The following is a 13,785-nucleotide window of genomic DNA, read 5'->3' as shown; positions in this document are numbered from 1 at the left end:
TAGCGGACCTGCCCGCGCAGCCCGGACGAGGAGCGGCTATGCGTTATCTCCCCTATCGAATCGGCGCGTGGAGTTGGATCGCGACCGGCGGAATCCACGCCACGGCCGATATCGTCTCGCGGTTCGTCGTCGCGGACACCGCCGCGGAACAGGTGATGCGCCGCGAGCGCTTCGCACTCGCGGGCGGCTCCAACGACCTCTACACCCTGAATATGGGATTCAGCATCGCCATGGGTTGCAGCATGCTGCTGGCGGGCGTGCTGTTCCTCCTGGCCGCACGCCGCACCGACCCGATCGAGCGAACCCGCCCGATCGCCTTCGTCGGTCTCGCCTTCTCACTCGGCGCGTTCGCCCTCGCCGCGGCCGTCATCAAACTGCCCCCACCCATCCTCACCTTCGGAATCGCCTGCCTCGCTTTCGGTGCGGCGGTGATCGCTCCGAGTCGGCAACACAGTGGTGCCCGTCGGCACGCGACGGCGGCCGGAAGCGCCTGATCCGACCTTCGGCCATGGCCGCCGCGGCGCGGACCCGATAGCCGAACGGGCTCGCGCGTATCGAGCCGGGCGGAGTTCGTACGCTGGCCGGATGATGCCGAACATGTCGAAACCCTGGCCGTCGCGTCGGGATGAGCGCGATGTTTGAGCTGCTCGGGATCTCGGTCGAGGGGGCGTTGGCGGTCGTGTTCGCCACGGCCGGGATGTACCTCGTGATGGTGGTCCTGGTGCGGCTGCTCGGGCAGCGGGTGTTGTCGGGGATGTCGAGTTTCGATCTGGTCGCGGTGATCGCGTTCGGGGCGGTGATCGGTCGGGCGGCGCTGGGGGACTCGCCGCGTCTCGCCGGTGGGGTTGTCGCGCTGGTGACGCTCATGACCATTCAGGCCCTCGTCGGGGTGGTGCGGGGTACCCGGGTCGGCTCGCGGGTGGTCAACCGGCCGGTGCTGCTGATGGCGGGACGGGAGGTGTTGGAGTCGCATCTGCGCACCTGTCACGTGTCCCGGTCGGAGCTGCATTCCCGGTTGCGGCAGGCGGGCATCAGCCGTCCCGACGACGTCGGTGCCGTGATCTTCGAACCGTCCGGCGGCATCAGTGTGCTGCGTTCGGACCGACCGATCGATCCCAGCCTGCTCGCCGACGTCGTCGGGGCGGAACTCCTCGATCAGGGACGCGCCCGCGACTGAGCGAACGGAGCACGTCCCACGCTACGGAACCCGGATCAGCGCGCGACGAGCGGGTGAAATGGATGACCGATGCGACCGCCCCAGCTGAGCGGGATCGGTCCGCGTCGCCGGGTCCTGACAGGTTCGTCCGCGCACCGCCGACATGCCGCTGCTCCGAAACACTATGGTCGAAGCTGCCGCAGGTCGCGCGCACGAGCCGGTCACGGCGGACGATCCGCCGGGCCGAGGAGTAAGGACGAGGGAGGAATTCACGATGGGTGTCAGTCTGGCCAAGGGTGGCAATGTCTCGCTGTCGAAGCAGGCACCGAATCTGACCGCGGTGGCGGTCGGACTCGGATGGGATGTGCGATCCACCACGGGGACGGACTTCGATCTCGACGCGAGCGCCTTGGCGTGCGGCGCGGATCGGAAGGTGCTGTCGGATCAGCACTTCATCTTCTACAACAACCTGCGGTCGCCCGAAGGGAGCATCGAGCACACCGGCGACAACCTCACGGGTGAGGGCGAGGGCGACGACGAGGTGATCAATGTCGATCTGGCGAATACGCCGCCGACGATCACCAATATCTTCTTCCCGGTGTCGATCCACGAGGCCGCGACGCGGCAGCAGTCGTTCGGCCAGGTTCGCAATGCGTTCATCCGGGTGGTGGATCGCAGCAACGGCACCGAGCTGGCGCGCTACGACCTCACCGAGGACGCCTCCACCGAGACGGCGATGGTGTTCGGGGAGCTGTACCGCAATGGTGCGGAGTGGAAGTTCCGGGCCGTCGGGCAGGGCTACGCCTCGGGGCTGGCGGGCATCGCCCGCGACTACGGCGTCAATATCTGAGGCCGGCCTCGGCCACTGCCCGGGGCGGGCAGACCCGCACGCTCCCAGGACCATCCGCACGATTCGACACGCCGTCCGCTCGATGCCAAGCTCTCCGGGGTTCGAACTCCGAAAGAGAGTGTGGCGGTGGAGGATACGGTGGGCTCTGCATCCCGAGCAGACTGGCGGGTGGCCTTGGAGCGGTGGGTCGACTCGCCGCGGGTACGCAGCGCGACAACCGCGCTCATCCTGGGCAATGCGGTGGTGCTCGGCGTCGAGACCTCCGCGGCGGCGCGGGCGCATGCCGGAGATCTGCTGGCGGGCCTGGACCGCGCCTTGCTGGCGGTATTCGTGGTGGAGCTGCTGCTGAAGCTGATCGCGACCGGACCGCGGTTCTTCCGATCCGGTTGGAACATCTTCGATTTCGCGATCATCGGTATCGCGCTGGTGCCCGCCGTGGGGCCGCTGTCGGTGCTGCGCACCCTGCGGGTGCTGCGGGTGATGCGGCTGCTGTCGACGGTGCGGCGGCTGCGCATGCTGGTCGACTCGCTGGCCCAGGCCCTGCCCGGCATCGGCTGGTCCGCGGCGCTGCTGGGACTGCTGTTCTACGTGTTCGCCGTCGTCGGCACCGAGATGTTCGGCCAGCGGTTCCCGGACTGGTTCGGCGATCTCGGCCGCAGCCTCTACAGCCTGTTCCAGATCATGACGCTGGAAAGCTGGTCGATGGGCATCGCCCGCCCGGTCATGACCGAATACTCCTACGCCTGGCTGTATTTCGTGCCGTTCATCCTGCTCACCAGCTTCGTGGTGCTGAATCTGTTCATCGCGATCATCGTCAGCGCCACCCAGGAAATCCATGACCAGGATCAGCGCGCCGAGCTCGAGGCGCGCGAGACGGCTGCGCACGCGGAGCGCCAGGAAATGCTGGAGCTGCTGCGTACCGTCAACGCCCGGCTCGACGCGCTCGAACGCGGCCTGGACCGAGAGCGACTGGTGTAGAACGCCTTTCCGGTCGGGCGGAGCGGTCAGTTCGCCCAGGGCGGTGCTACCACGGTGCCGTCGAGCAGCTCTCCGGTGAAGCCGACGGTGGTGGACACCAGCACGGTGGCAGGGCCGTCGGAGTCATTGCCGAGGGCGATGGTCGAGCCGGTGGGGGCGACTGCGGCGTCGCCGGGTGCGAGGGTGGCGGTGACGCCGTCAACGGTGAGGGTGATCGCACCGTCGAGCAGGACGAAGGCCTCCTCACGCAGAATGCGGTGCGGGACACCGGCGGTGGCGGGGGCCACCTCCACTTTCCAGACGCAGACCTCGGCGCTGCCGGAGGACGGGCGGATCAGCGGGGTGAAACGGGAGCCGTGCAGGTGGTGCACGGGTGCATCGGCGGCGCGGACTACGGGCATCGACACTCCTATCGGTCAAGCAACTTGTCTAAATAGTCAAGCTTGTTGACCTTCTTGTCAAGTGCCAAAATCTCCCCTATGCCCGCTTCCGCTCAGGACCTGCCGCTGCTCCTGCTCGCCGCCGCCGCGGAGGTCACCGATGCCATCCACGCGGGTGTGGTGGCGGCCGGATTCACCGATGTGCGGCCGACGCACGGGTTCGCCTTCGCCCGCATGGCCCCACACGGGGCCGCGGTCGGGGAGATCGCCGAACACCTCGGGGTGACCAAGCAGGCGGCCAGTCAGCTGGTGGACGAGCTGGTTCGCAAGGGCTACGCGGAGCGCAATCCGCATCCGCAGGATTCCCGCGCCCGGCTGATCACCCTGACCGAGCGCGGATGGGCCTGCACCCGGGCGGCCGATGCCGCCGCGGCGGACCTCACCGCCCGCTGGGCCGCCACGCTCGGCGATTCGACACTGGGCGCGCTGCGGGACGTGCTGGCGCAGGTGGTGACGCCCGGACGGGTCCGACCCGCGGCCTGGTGAGTGCGGATTCGCCGATCAGGTGAGACCGGCGAGATCGGCCAGCACCTCCGAGGCGGTCACCTCCGTCAACGTGTCGAGATCGCCTGCGGTGAAGCAGATCTCGGTGATCTTCTGGACAGGGTGGATGTCGACGGCTCCGACGACGATGCCCGGATCCAGCTCGACGATCAGCTTCAGCCCCGCACCCAGCGCGCGGTACAGGCCCGGCTGGACGCCGCCGTCCTGCGCGGCCGCCCGGTCCCAGCCCCGGCGAGTGAGTCCCAGCAGCGCACCCACCGAGACCTCGACCCCGTCGAACCGCCGGATCCGGCGCGTGGCGCGCTCCTCCGGCGTGAGCGCGTACACGGGCCGCCCGAGCTGCCGGAACGGTTGGGTGATCTCGTAGTCGGCGAAGACCTCACCCCAGCGCGCGACCGCGTCGCCGAGTTCGAGTGGGTGGGCGATGCCGATACGCGCCGATTCCGGGAGCCCCACCGGCGCATCCTCGATATCGGTCGGCGTGAAATCCTCCGCCAGCCGGAAATTCGTCTCGCCGGTCGTCCACACCAGACGGCGTGCGAGATGCCGCAGCAGCGGATGCGTCACCAGGTACCGGTCGAATTCGGCTGCGCTCCAGCGTCGCTGCGTGACCATCGCCCGCTCCAAGCGGAGAATCTGATCGCCGACCACACCGCGCGCGGACTTCTTCAGCACACCGAAGCGCTCATAAGCGGCGGGTGCGAGCTCGCCGTCGTCCTTGACGCCGGGTTTGGGCAGCGTCTTGCGCCGCGTGCCCGACTCGTCGATCACGAACGGTGACAGTTGCTCGTCGAATCCGACGGTGAAGCGGCGCGGCCCGTAGTCGAGCAGCAGGGTGCCGTCCGCGTCCAGACCGAGGTCGGGCACGAGGCGATCGGCGAGTTCGTCGGCGGTCAGGCCGCGTGCGGTGGCGGCGAGGTGCAGACAGCCTTCAGCCGTGGTTCGCTGGCCGGGAGCCTTGGCGCGCTGGGAGATTCGGTGCAGGTGCAGCAACGCGATGTCGGTACCGATGGCTCCGAGCACGCCGATGGCATGCTTGTCGCTGCCCGCACCCGGCCAGCGCAGCAGCAGCGCGCCCAACCGCTCGACGGCCGCGTCATCGGCCAGCCAGCAGAACTGATCGACGACCCAGGCGTTGCGGGCGGGCATACGGGCGTGCAGCCACTGCTCGAACAGCGCCCAGCCGAAGGCGGCCAGCGTTCGGGAATCGCACTGCTCCACGGCTTCTCGCAGCCCCGGATAGGCCTGCGCGGGACCGTTCCACCGGTAGCCGGGCGACAGCGCGAGCCCGCCGATCAGATTGTCCCGCGCGGTCGCGGACAGGGGGCTGCCGTCGTGCAGGCGCACCTCGGGCAGCTCGTCGCGATTCAGCCAGGGCAGCTTCGGCGGTTTGGCGGGTTTGTCCACCGGTCCGGTCTGCACGACCTCGGGAGTCTCGACGCTCAGCAGTCGCGCGACCCCGGCCGCCGTCTCCTCGCCGAACACGCGGGCAGCCGCCACGACCTCGGCCACTCCGTGCGTCTCGGCAATGAGAGCCAATGCGGCCGTGGCCTTTTCCCGCGGAAGCCGGCGCTTGGCGAGCGCGTCGGGCACCAGATAGGGCACGGCCGTGAGACCGTGCCGGCTGAACCAGCCGCGAGCGATCCGCTGCGCCGATTTCAAGCGCACCAACCAGTCGGCCATCAGGCGCGCCACCTCGACCTCGAGGAAGGGCACCAGCGCCGGGCCGTTGTCGTAGGCGTTGGACTTGGCATTCGAGACGATGACGTGCAGCGCGTCGCATTCGAACCGGGCGGCCAGCATCCGAAGATCGTGTCCCGCCCCGATTCCGGTGAGGCGCGGTTGCCACTCCGGCAGCAGCGGTGCCACCAGTTCGACCGGTGCGGCACCGAACATATTCGCTTGATACGAGGGGCGGGTGATCGCGCCGTCGCGGTAGGCCCGCACCACCTGACCCCAGTCCTCGGCACCAATCAGGGCACTGGCCGGGCGCAACCGGTCCGCGAGCCGCAGCCATCCCTCCCGTTCACCCGGTTCCCAGACGGCGCTCCGCTCCGTGGGCGGTTTCAGGCCGGGTACCAGCGGTATCTCCTTCGCTCGCTCGGCCGCCGCCGCCGCGGCGGCGGCCCGGGCCTGCTGCTCCCACAGCGGGTCGACGAACAGTTCGGGCAGTGCTGCGCTCATGCGTGTCGATCTTCCGTTCTCCGAGCAGGTTTCAGGCAGTATGCCGCAGCGTCCCGACACCCGGCACGGTCGTATTGCCACCGATGGCTCGGTCGCCGCGGCGCTGTCGGTGGCCGGGACTACCCTGGAATCGCCCCCTTCGAAAGCCTGGACCATGAACGACGCCGAGAACGACGACTACGCCCACAGCAAGGCCGCCGAACACGCGCGCCTGGACAAGGCGCGGCGGCTGGCGGCGTATGTCTGGCTGCGCGATATCAGCAGTGCGGAGCTGCGGGAGCTGCCCATGGCGCAGTTGCGCAAGCTGGCGCGGGAGGCGGGGGTGAATCCGCCCGGCAGCGAGGAGACATGGCAGGTGGTGGCGCGACTGCTGGACGCGAAGGATGCGTGGGCGGCGCGGCATCCGGACCACCCCGCGGCCCGGCGCAGCCATGCCGACGAAAAGATCACCTGGGTGAAGCCGCCGGTGAAACCGTGGGTCACCGGCGAACACTGATCCGCCCCCGGCCGTACGAACGCGGTGCCGGAATCATGTCGACTCTTGACATCAAGAAATGAACTGGCGTTCACTGCTTGGGTGTCCCCCGATGACGAGAACCATGCCGGTACCCGCCCCGCGGCCTGGCGCGACGACCTGACCGGCGGCGCGGATTCGCTGTTCGCGGATCGGCCCGAACCGGTGAACTCCTACACCGCGCGCACCCTCACCTACGAAGTGACCGGCCGCATCGCCCGCATCACCTTCAACCGGCCCGAGCACGGCAATGCCATCACCTCCGACACCCCGATCGAACTGGCCGCCGCGGTCGAGCAGGCCGATCTCGATCCGCGGGTGCACGTGATCGTGGTGAGCGGCCGCGGCAAGGGCTTCTGCGGCGGCTACGACCTGTCCATCTTCGCCGAGGGCGCGGGCAGCGGCGGCTTCGGACCGGCAGGCGGGACGGCCGACGGCAGCGTGCTCGACCCGGTGGTCCAGGCGCGCAACCACGACCCCCGCGGCACCTGGGACCCCATGGTCGACTATCAGATGATGTCGCGGTTCAACCGCGGCTTCGCCAGCCTGCTGTACGCCAACAAACCCACCGTGGCCAAGGTGCACGGATTCGCCATCGCGGGCGGAACCGATATCGCACTGTTCGCCGATCAGATCGTCTGCGCCGAGGACGCCCGCTTCGGCTATCCCCCCACCCGCACCTGGGGCATTCCGGCCGCGGGCATGTGGGCGCATCGGGTGGGCGATCAGCGCGCCAAGCGACTGCTGTTCACCGGCGACAGCCTCAGCGGCAAGCAGGCCGCCGAATGGGGGCTGGCCATCGAAGCACCGCCCGCCGAGCGGCTCGACGAGCGCACCGAAGAACTGCTGCGCCGGATCTCGCTGGTGCCGATCAACCAGCTCATCATGGCCAAGCTGGCGCTCAACAGCGCGCTGCTCAATCAGGGCGTAGCCAACTCGGGCATGGTCAGCACGGTGTTCGACGGTGTCTCGCGGCATACGCGCGAGGGGTACGCCTTCCAGATGCGCTCCATGACAGCGGGATTCCGCGAGGCGGTCCGGGAGCGCGACGAACCGTTCGGCGATTGGAAGCGGGCGCAGTTCGCGCGGGACCGAAGCGAGACCCCCGCCACCACAGCGGAATAGCGCCGCACGACCGGAGACGACCACCGCGATCCACCGCGGGCTCGGTACGGCTCCCGCAACGCTAGTCGAGCGCACCCTCGCGCTCGACCGCCTCCGCCACCTTCTCCCCCAGCGAGCGCAGCGCCGCCGCCTCGGCGTCGGTCATATGGTCGATGAAGGCCCGCCGGACCAGTTCCACATGATTCGGCGCGGCGTGTTCCAGGGCGGCGCGACCCGCATCGGTCAGCCGCACCTCGCGCCCCCGCGCGTCATCGGTGGCCGGGCACCGGGACACCAGGCCGCGCCCGTCCATCCGGGCGAGGTGTTTGGACAGGCGGCTCTTGTCCCAGCAGATCTCCGCACCCAGATCCTTGGCGCGCAGCTCTCCGCCGTGTGCCGACAGCGCGACCAGGATCTCGTAGTCCGAGGGTGAGAGCCCGTCGGCCGCCAGCCCGGCCGCGATGGCGGCGTCGAGACGCTGGCGCATCCGGATATAGGACTGCCAGGTCTGCTGCTCCTCGTCATTCAGCCAACGCACCATGGAATAGATCTTAGCCGCTAATGGTTGACATGGACACCAACAGGCCCACAGGAGGTTTCCATGCCCGCCATCACCGTCGACAACATCCTGGTGCTGCCGCGGCTCCCGCGCCCCGACGCCGCCACCGGACGCGAGCGTGCCGTCCGCACCCTGGTCACCGCCCACAGCCAGCGCGAGGGCGCGGGCTTCGAGGTGCGGCGCCCCTTCCCCAGCGTGGACCTGCGCACCGCCGACCCGTTCATCCTGCTCGACGAGATGGGCCCGGTCACCTACGAACCGCACGAGGCCAAGGGCGCGCCCTGGCATCCGCATCGCGGTTTCGAGACCGTCACCTACGTGCTCGACGGCAGCATGGTCCACCACGACTCGCACGGCGGCGGAGGCGTCATCGGCGAGGGCGATACGCAGTGGATGACGGCCGGGTCCGGCATCCTGCACGACGAGCTGCCCGCCGAGGAACTGGTGACACACGGCGGCCGGATGCACGGCTTCCAGCTGTGGGTGAACCTGCCGCGCGACAACAAGATGGCCGCGCCGCGCTACCAGGATCTGCGCGCGAGCGAACTGACCCTGGTCAGCTCGCACGACGGCGGGGCGCTGGTGCGGATCATCGCCGGGGATATCGGCGGATTCTCCGGACCGGGGTCGACCCATACGCCCATCGCCTACGCACACGCCTCCATCACGCCGGGCGGGCGGCTGGAAACGCCCTGGCCACGCGACTTCACCGCCATGGTCTACGCGGTCTCCGGCAGTGGCGCGGTCGGCGGCCGGCCGGTGACGGCGGGCCAGTTGGCGGTGCTCGGGCACGGCGATTCGCTCACCGTGACCGCCGACGCGAAACAAGAAACGCGCACCGGCGATATGGAAGTGCTGCTGCTGGGCGGTCGACCCATCCGGGAACCGGTCGTACAGTACGGACCGTTCGTCATGAACAGCCGACAGGAAATCATCGACGCCATCGAGGATTTCCAAGCCGGGCGAATGGGCCAGATTCCCGCGGAGCACCGCACGGGGCACCGCCTCGGAGAGTGAAACGCGGCGAAACGGGCCTGCATGCAATGCTTCTGCCTGGATGAATAGCGCAACCGGTTGACAATGCAACGGTCCGTTGTGATGGTGGACGGCGGACCGGACCGGCCACCGTGCCGTTCCCGGCAGCGGTGGCGCCCGCGTCGAGCCGGTCCGCCCCGTCCATCGCGCACGAAAACACAGAGGAATACATGAACGTTCGCAGGCTCCTCGTCACCGCCAGCGTCGCGGGTCTGACGACTCTCGCCCCCGCCGCGGCGGCCGTCGCCCAGGTTCCCGCCGGATCCTCGGGCACCGGCTCGTCCACCATCGACACCGGCTCGGCCGCGGTCGGCTCGGCCCAGCTGTCGCAGACCGGCTCGGCCGGCGGTTCCTACCGCAACTGCGATGACGCCCGCGCCGCCGGGCACGCACCCCTCTTCCGCGGCGAGCCCGGATACGGCCCGCACCTCGACCCCGACGGCGACGGCTTCGCCTGCCCCACGGTCTGATTCGCGACGCCATCGCACTCAGACAGAAACCCCCGGTGCCTCGATCGCACCGGGGGTTCGGCATTTCTCCGCATACCTGCCCGTACCGGTGACCCGGATCGGCGGCGGGACCGCTCTCAGTCCCGGAAGATCTTCACCAACAGCAGCAGGAGGAACAGCAGCCCGGCCCCGATGAGGCTGTACTTGATCTTGGGCTCGTTCACCTTCGCCACGAACGCCTGCTTGGTGTTGTCGGCCAGCCGCTGGGGATCGGCACGCACCGCCAGCTCGTCGAGGGTGTTCGCGAGCCGGTGCCGCGCGGCCTCGATCTCGCGCTGAATGTCCTCGGTATCCCTCGCCACGTCACACTCCTGTCTCAGGCCGCTCCCGTTGGGCGGCGCGATCGTCGTCCGCCAGCCGGCCGCCCATCGCCACATCCGCCGTGGTGAGTAGGGCAAACCCGATGTGCGCCGGCCTGCCAGCGAGTGTATAGCCCGGTGCCGGATCGGCTAGCGTGCTGGCATGACCGAGAATCACCGCCTCAGTCCCGGCGACACCGCCCCCGCCTTCACCCTGCCCGACGCGGACGGGAATCCGGTATCCCTGTCCGACTTCAAGGGCCGCAAGGTGATCGTGTACTTCTACCCGGCGGCGAGCACCCCCGGCTGCACCAAGGAGGCCTGCGACTTCCGCGACAACCTGGCCGAACTGAACGGCGCGGGCATCGAGGTGGTCGGCATCTCCCCCGACAAACCCGCCAAACTGGCCAAGTTCCGCGACAACGAGCAGCTCACCTTCGCGCTGCTGTCCGACCCGGACAAGGAGGTGCTCACCGCGTGGGGCGCCTTCGGCGAGAAGACGATGTACGGCAAGAAGGTCACCGGCGTGATCCGCTCCACCTTCCTGGTGGACGAGCACGGCAAGATCGAGGCCGCCCAGTACAACGTGCGCGCCACCGGGCACGTGGCCAAACTCCGTCGCGACCTGGCGGTCTGAGCACGACGAAGGTCCGGCCATCCGTCGGTTGGCCGGACCTTCGCGCGGGTTCCGCTGTGCTACAGCGCTATACGCGCGGCAACAGCTGCACCGCCCACTTCAGCATCATCGCCCAGTGACTGTCCCACCAGCTCTGGAATTCGGGCGTGCCCAGCGGCGGCGGAGCGGACTCGCCCGGGAACAGACCGAAGCCGTCCGGCGCGCCGACCGGGTTGGTCGGTGCGGGGATGATGGACTGCTGGCCCACGCCGGTCTCGCGCTCCGCGGGAGCGTCGAGCAGCGGTTTGGGACCCATGAGACCGAGCGGCTCGGAGTCCACCGGACCCCAGCCGGAGGTACCGGGATCCAGCGTCACCACGGTCGGCTCGGCCGCGGACTCCTCCTCCAGCACCGCACCTGCCTCCGAGGGTTCGACGACCGCGGGTTCCCAGTGCGTCTCATTGGACGAACCGACCGCCGAACCGGAATCGGCGATGGCCGGATGCGGGCCGCGGTGACCACCGTCCGCATTGATCCGGGCGTCGGTGAGCATGGGTTCGGGCACCGTGCGCGAACTGCCGCTGGCCGAGTACACCCCGCCCGCCACCAGACCGCCCGCGAGCACACTGGCCGCCGCGAACAGCGCCGCGGTGCCGCGGGTCCGCTTCATCCGCTCGGCCGCCTCGCCCGCGTACTCGACCTCCGGCAGCGCGGCCAGTGCCGCGCCGATGGCCGGGGCCTGCGCCGCCACCGCGCACGGGATGATGGGCGCCCCGAATCCGGCCTCCAGCGCCGCCACCACGGTGGGTTCGCTTGCGGCCGAACCGATCAGCACCACAGCGTCGGGACGCACCCCGGCCGCGTCGAACTGATCCCAGGCCGCGGTCACGGCGGCTCGCATGGTCTCCTCGGTGGCCGCGCCGCCACTGAGCGACACCGCCGCCAGCACCCGGGTGCGATCCCCGTCGATGAGCGAGAACGCCTGGAAGCCGGGCACGACCTCGCAGATGGCGAGATCCTCGAATTCGTCCACCCAGGTCATGGCCCGCGCGGCCGCGAGATGCGAGGACTTGGCCGAGACCAGCGACGCCTCGTGCCAGCGCCCGGAGGCCAGCCTGGTGACGATCGCGCGCCGCTCGGCGGCATCGCGGTAGGCGACCGCGGCCCCCACGACGTCGCGATCGGGACCGATCTTGTCGGCGACGGCATCCATGACCGCCTCGACAGCCGCGGCGAGGTCCGCCTTGGTCTCGCCGCCGACCCTTCCGGTGAGGTGCAGCAGCACTCGCTCGGGCAGCTTGTCGCCGTCGTCCGCGAGCGCCACAGCATGGACGGTGCCGCGTTCGGTGGAGACACCGATGGTCACCGCTGATCGAACTACCGCAGGAACAACCACAGATTCAGCCTTCCGCCTAGCGCGTTGGAGTCCAGCCGCTATAAGCAGCTGCAATGAGTGTTCGACGCCACACTCGGCGCGGATTGGTCATAACCGATGGGCCTTCGGAAAACACGCAGGACACCGCCGCGTGTCATCAGCGTGTCGCTACCAGTAGCCTGTTGAACGTGGAAACGCGCACGGGAGCGAGGGCAACGCCGAGGCCCGACCCTGCGTTGGAGTTGCAGGACGACCCGCAAGAGTTGATGCCCCGCCGCCGCCCGACGCAGGAACGGAGCAAACGGAAATTCGACGCACTGCTCCAATCGTCCAGGGAACTGCTCGTCGAGGTCGGCTTCGAATCCTTCACCTGTGAAGAGGTGGCGGCCCGCGCGGAAGTGCCCATCGGCACGCTCTACCAGTTCTTCGCCAACAAGTACGTGATCGTCTGCGAACTCAATCGCCAAGACCTGGTGGCGGTTTCGCAGGAGCTCGCCAACTTCCACGGGGAAGTGCCGTCCATGGACTGGCTGCGCTATATGAACAGCTTCGTGGACCACATGGCGCAGCTGTGGATGACCGACCCGTCCCGGCGCGAGGTGTGGCTGGCCATGCAGTCCACGCCGTCCACCCGCGCCACCGGCGCGATTCACGAGAAGGAGTTCGCGGAGGTGGTGGCGCAGATGCTGCGGCCGCTGATGCCGCGCACCCCCCGCGCCCGCCGGTCCATGATGGCGCAGGTGCTGGTGCACGTCGTGTACTCGATGCTGAACTTCTCGGTGCAGGACGGGCTCAGCCACGATGCGGCGGTGGCGGAGCTGAAGCGGCTCATGGTGGCGTATCTGCTGATCGCCGAGAAGGAATCGCGCACGGGCGGGCAGAAGGGCGCGGGGAGCTAGCCGCATGCGGCGGCTCTGCCCTGCGCGCATCGGCGGCTCGGCAGAGGATGCGCGCGGGCGTACACACATGGCGCGCTGCGAATACGTGTCCGGCGGACTACGTGCCGATCAGAATTACGTGCCGATGAGATCAGCCAGCTCGCCCGGATCCTCCAACACCACCATGGCCGCCGCGGTGTCGCCGTCATGGGTGAGCGACAGGTGGATTCGCACGCGCGGCAGGAATTCCGCGGCGAGGCCGTGCAATCGGATGCTGGGGCGGCCCCAGGCGTCGTTGACCACCTCGATGAGCGGGTACGGGTTGTCGCCGACCTGCGGGCTGCGCGCGAAACGCGAGGAGGCCCACGCCTTGAGCACCGCTTCCTTCGCCGCCCAGCGGGCCGCGTAGCTGCGGGCCGAATCGGTGGACTTGCTCTCGCAGTAACGGCGCTCCCCCGCGGTGAAGCTTTCCCGCAACATGGTGGTTCCGGTGCGTTTCAACTGCTCGGAGAACTCCGAGATCGTCACCAGGTCCAGTCCGATACCCAGGATCGTCAACGCGCCGCAGCTCCTCGTCGGTCGGTGTGCAGTCGTGGTCGGCTGAACATACCAGCGGAGCCTACGGGTCCGTAGGCTCCGCTGGTAGTCGATCGGTTCCGCTGGCTGACAGCAGTGCTTTGGTTTGCGCCGCAAGCGTTCCCGGGTCCGGGAGGCAGCGCGGCGTCGGAGGGGGCTGCGCTTGCCCACCCTGCGCCCCTGGCGCAGACTGCCCAAGCGCAGCCGG

The 13,785-nt window shown here is 69.0% G+C and carries 17 protein-coding genes; 11 read left to right on the top strand and 6 right to left on the bottom strand.

Annotation, left to right across the window (positions count from 1 at the left end; genetic code table 11):
• Positions 1 to 38: 38 nt before the first annotated feature.
• From QJS31_RS30310 to QJS31_RS30295, 4 genes are all read left to right on the top strand, one after another.
• The gene (locus QJS31_RS30310) at positions 39 to 494 is read left to right on the top strand and encodes a hypothetical protein (protein ID WP_282776424.1); all 456 of its coding nucleotides are present in this window, start codon (positions 39 to 41) and stop codon (positions 492 to 494) included.
• A gap of 140 nt (positions 495 to 634) precedes the next feature.
• Positions 635 to 1,177 (top strand): DUF421 domain-containing protein, encoded by a 543-nt coding sequence (locus QJS31_RS30305; RefSeq protein ID WP_282776422.1) that lies wholly within the window; start codon positions 635 to 637, stop codon positions 1,175 to 1,177.
• A gap of 253 nt (positions 1,178 to 1,430) precedes the next feature.
• The gene (locus QJS31_RS30300; RefSeq protein ID WP_029926806.1) at positions 1,431 to 2,006 is read left to right on the top strand and encodes a TerD family protein; all 576 of its coding nucleotides are present in this window, start codon (positions 1,431 to 1,433) and stop codon (positions 2,004 to 2,006) included.
• Between the two features lie 138 nt (positions 2,007 to 2,144).
• Positions 2,145 to 2,984: an ion transporter gene (locus QJS31_RS30295; protein WP_282776419.1), complete on the top strand. Its 840-nt coding sequence runs from the start codon at positions 2,145 to 2,147 to the stop codon at positions 2,982 to 2,984.
• A gap of 26 nt (positions 2,985 to 3,010) precedes the next feature.
• Here the strand turns inward: QJS31_RS30295 and QJS31_RS30290 are convergent, their stop codons facing one another.
• Complete coding sequence (locus tag QJS31_RS30290; RefSeq protein ID WP_282776417.1) at positions 3,011 to 3,385, bottom strand: cupin domain-containing protein; 375 nt, start codon at positions 3,383 to 3,385, stop codon at positions 3,011 to 3,013.
• 78 nt (positions 3,386 to 3,463) lie between these two features.
• Between QJS31_RS30290 and QJS31_RS30285 the strand changes: the two genes are divergently transcribed.
• Positions 3,464 to 3,910 (top strand): MarR family winged helix-turn-helix transcriptional regulator, encoded by a 447-nt coding sequence (locus tag QJS31_RS30285; RefSeq protein WP_282776415.1) that lies wholly within the window; start codon positions 3,464 to 3,466, stop codon positions 3,908 to 3,910.
• 15 nt (positions 3,911 to 3,925) lie between these two features.
• Here the strand turns inward: QJS31_RS30285 and QJS31_RS30280 are convergent, their stop codons facing one another.
• On the bottom strand, positions 3,926 to 6,112 hold the full coding sequence (locus QJS31_RS30280) for a DUF4132 domain-containing protein (protein WP_306358293.1): 2,187 nt from the start codon (positions 6,110 to 6,112) through the stop codon (positions 3,926 to 3,928).
• Here QJS31_RS30280 and QJS31_RS30275 point away from each other — a divergent pair.
• The gene (locus QJS31_RS30275; protein ID WP_372341725.1) at positions 6,111 to 6,608 is read left to right on the top strand and encodes a hypothetical protein; all 498 of its coding nucleotides are present in this window, start codon (positions 6,111 to 6,113) and stop codon (positions 6,606 to 6,608) included. The two genes, QJS31_RS30280 and QJS31_RS30275, sit on opposite strands and share 2 nt — an antisense overlap.
• A gap of 81 nt (positions 6,609 to 6,689) precedes the next feature.
• Positions 6,690 to 7,751 (top strand): crotonase/enoyl-CoA hydratase family protein, encoded by a 1,062-nt coding sequence (locus tag QJS31_RS30270; RefSeq protein ID WP_282785209.1) that lies wholly within the window; start codon positions 6,690 to 6,692, stop codon positions 7,749 to 7,751.
• A 61-nt stretch (positions 7,752 to 7,812) separates the two neighbouring features.
• Here QJS31_RS30270 and QJS31_RS30265 read toward each other — a convergent pair whose 3' ends face one another.
• Positions 7,813 to 8,271, bottom strand: coding sequence for a MarR family winged helix-turn-helix transcriptional regulator (locus tag QJS31_RS30265; RefSeq protein WP_282785210.1), 459 nt, complete (start codon positions 8,269 to 8,271; stop codon positions 7,813 to 7,815).
• 60 nt (positions 8,272 to 8,331) lie between these two features.
• Between QJS31_RS30265 and QJS31_RS30260 the strand changes: the two genes are divergently transcribed.
• Both QJS31_RS30260 and QJS31_RS30255 read left to right on the top strand, forming a co-directional pair.
• Positions 8,332 to 9,306 (top strand): pirin family protein, encoded by a 975-nt coding sequence (locus QJS31_RS30260; protein WP_282785211.1) that lies wholly within the window; start codon positions 8,332 to 8,334, stop codon positions 9,304 to 9,306.
• A gap of 188 nt (positions 9,307 to 9,494) precedes the next feature.
• Complete coding sequence (locus tag QJS31_RS30255) at positions 9,495 to 9,794, top strand: excalibur calcium-binding domain-containing protein (RefSeq protein WP_029926791.1); 300 nt, start codon at positions 9,495 to 9,497, stop codon at positions 9,792 to 9,794.
• Between the two features lie 116 nt (positions 9,795 to 9,910).
• On the opposite strand, the gene QJS31_RS30250 is transcribed toward QJS31_RS30255, so the two are convergent.
• Positions 9,911 to 10,135, bottom strand: coding sequence for a DUF3618 domain-containing protein (locus tag QJS31_RS30250; RefSeq protein WP_282785212.1), 225 nt, complete (start codon positions 10,133 to 10,135; stop codon positions 9,911 to 9,913).
• A gap of 160 nt (positions 10,136 to 10,295) precedes the next feature.
• On the opposite strand from QJS31_RS30250, the gene bcp reads away from it, so the two are divergent.
• Positions 10,296 to 10,769: a thioredoxin-dependent thiol peroxidase gene (bcp, locus tag QJS31_RS30245; protein ID WP_282785213.1), complete on the top strand. Its 474-nt coding sequence runs from the start codon at positions 10,296 to 10,298 to the stop codon at positions 10,767 to 10,769.
• A 67-nt stretch (positions 10,770 to 10,836) separates the two neighbouring features.
• On the opposite strand, the gene QJS31_RS30240 is transcribed toward bcp, so the two are convergent.
• Positions 10,837 to 12,114, bottom strand: coding sequence for a hypothetical protein (locus tag QJS31_RS30240; RefSeq protein ID WP_282785214.1), 1,278 nt, complete (start codon positions 12,112 to 12,114; stop codon positions 10,837 to 10,839).
• A gap of 275 nt (positions 12,115 to 12,389) precedes the next feature.
• Here QJS31_RS30240 and QJS31_RS30235 point away from each other — a divergent pair, with 275 nt between their 5' ends.
• Complete coding sequence (locus QJS31_RS30235) at positions 12,390 to 13,022, top strand: TetR/AcrR family transcriptional regulator (RefSeq protein ID WP_282785216.1); 633 nt, start codon at positions 12,390 to 12,392, stop codon at positions 13,020 to 13,022.
• A gap of 114 nt (positions 13,023 to 13,136) precedes the next feature.
• On the opposite strand, the gene QJS31_RS30230 is transcribed toward QJS31_RS30235, so the two are convergent.
• Entirely contained in the window at positions 13,137 to 13,559 is a 423-nt protein-coding gene (locus QJS31_RS30230) for a holo-ACP synthase (RefSeq protein WP_282785215.1), read from the bottom strand.
• Positions 13,560 to 13,785 lie beyond the last annotated feature (226 nt).

This window comes from Nocardia sp. CC213A, assembly GCF_030766805.1.
GTDB classification, from domain to species: domain Bacteria; phylum Actinomycetota; class Actinomycetes; order Mycobacteriales; family Mycobacteriaceae; genus Nocardia; species Nocardia otitidiscaviarum.
Note: the sequence above shows the minus strand (reverse complement) of the source record. Positions and strands in the feature narration are given on the sequence as shown.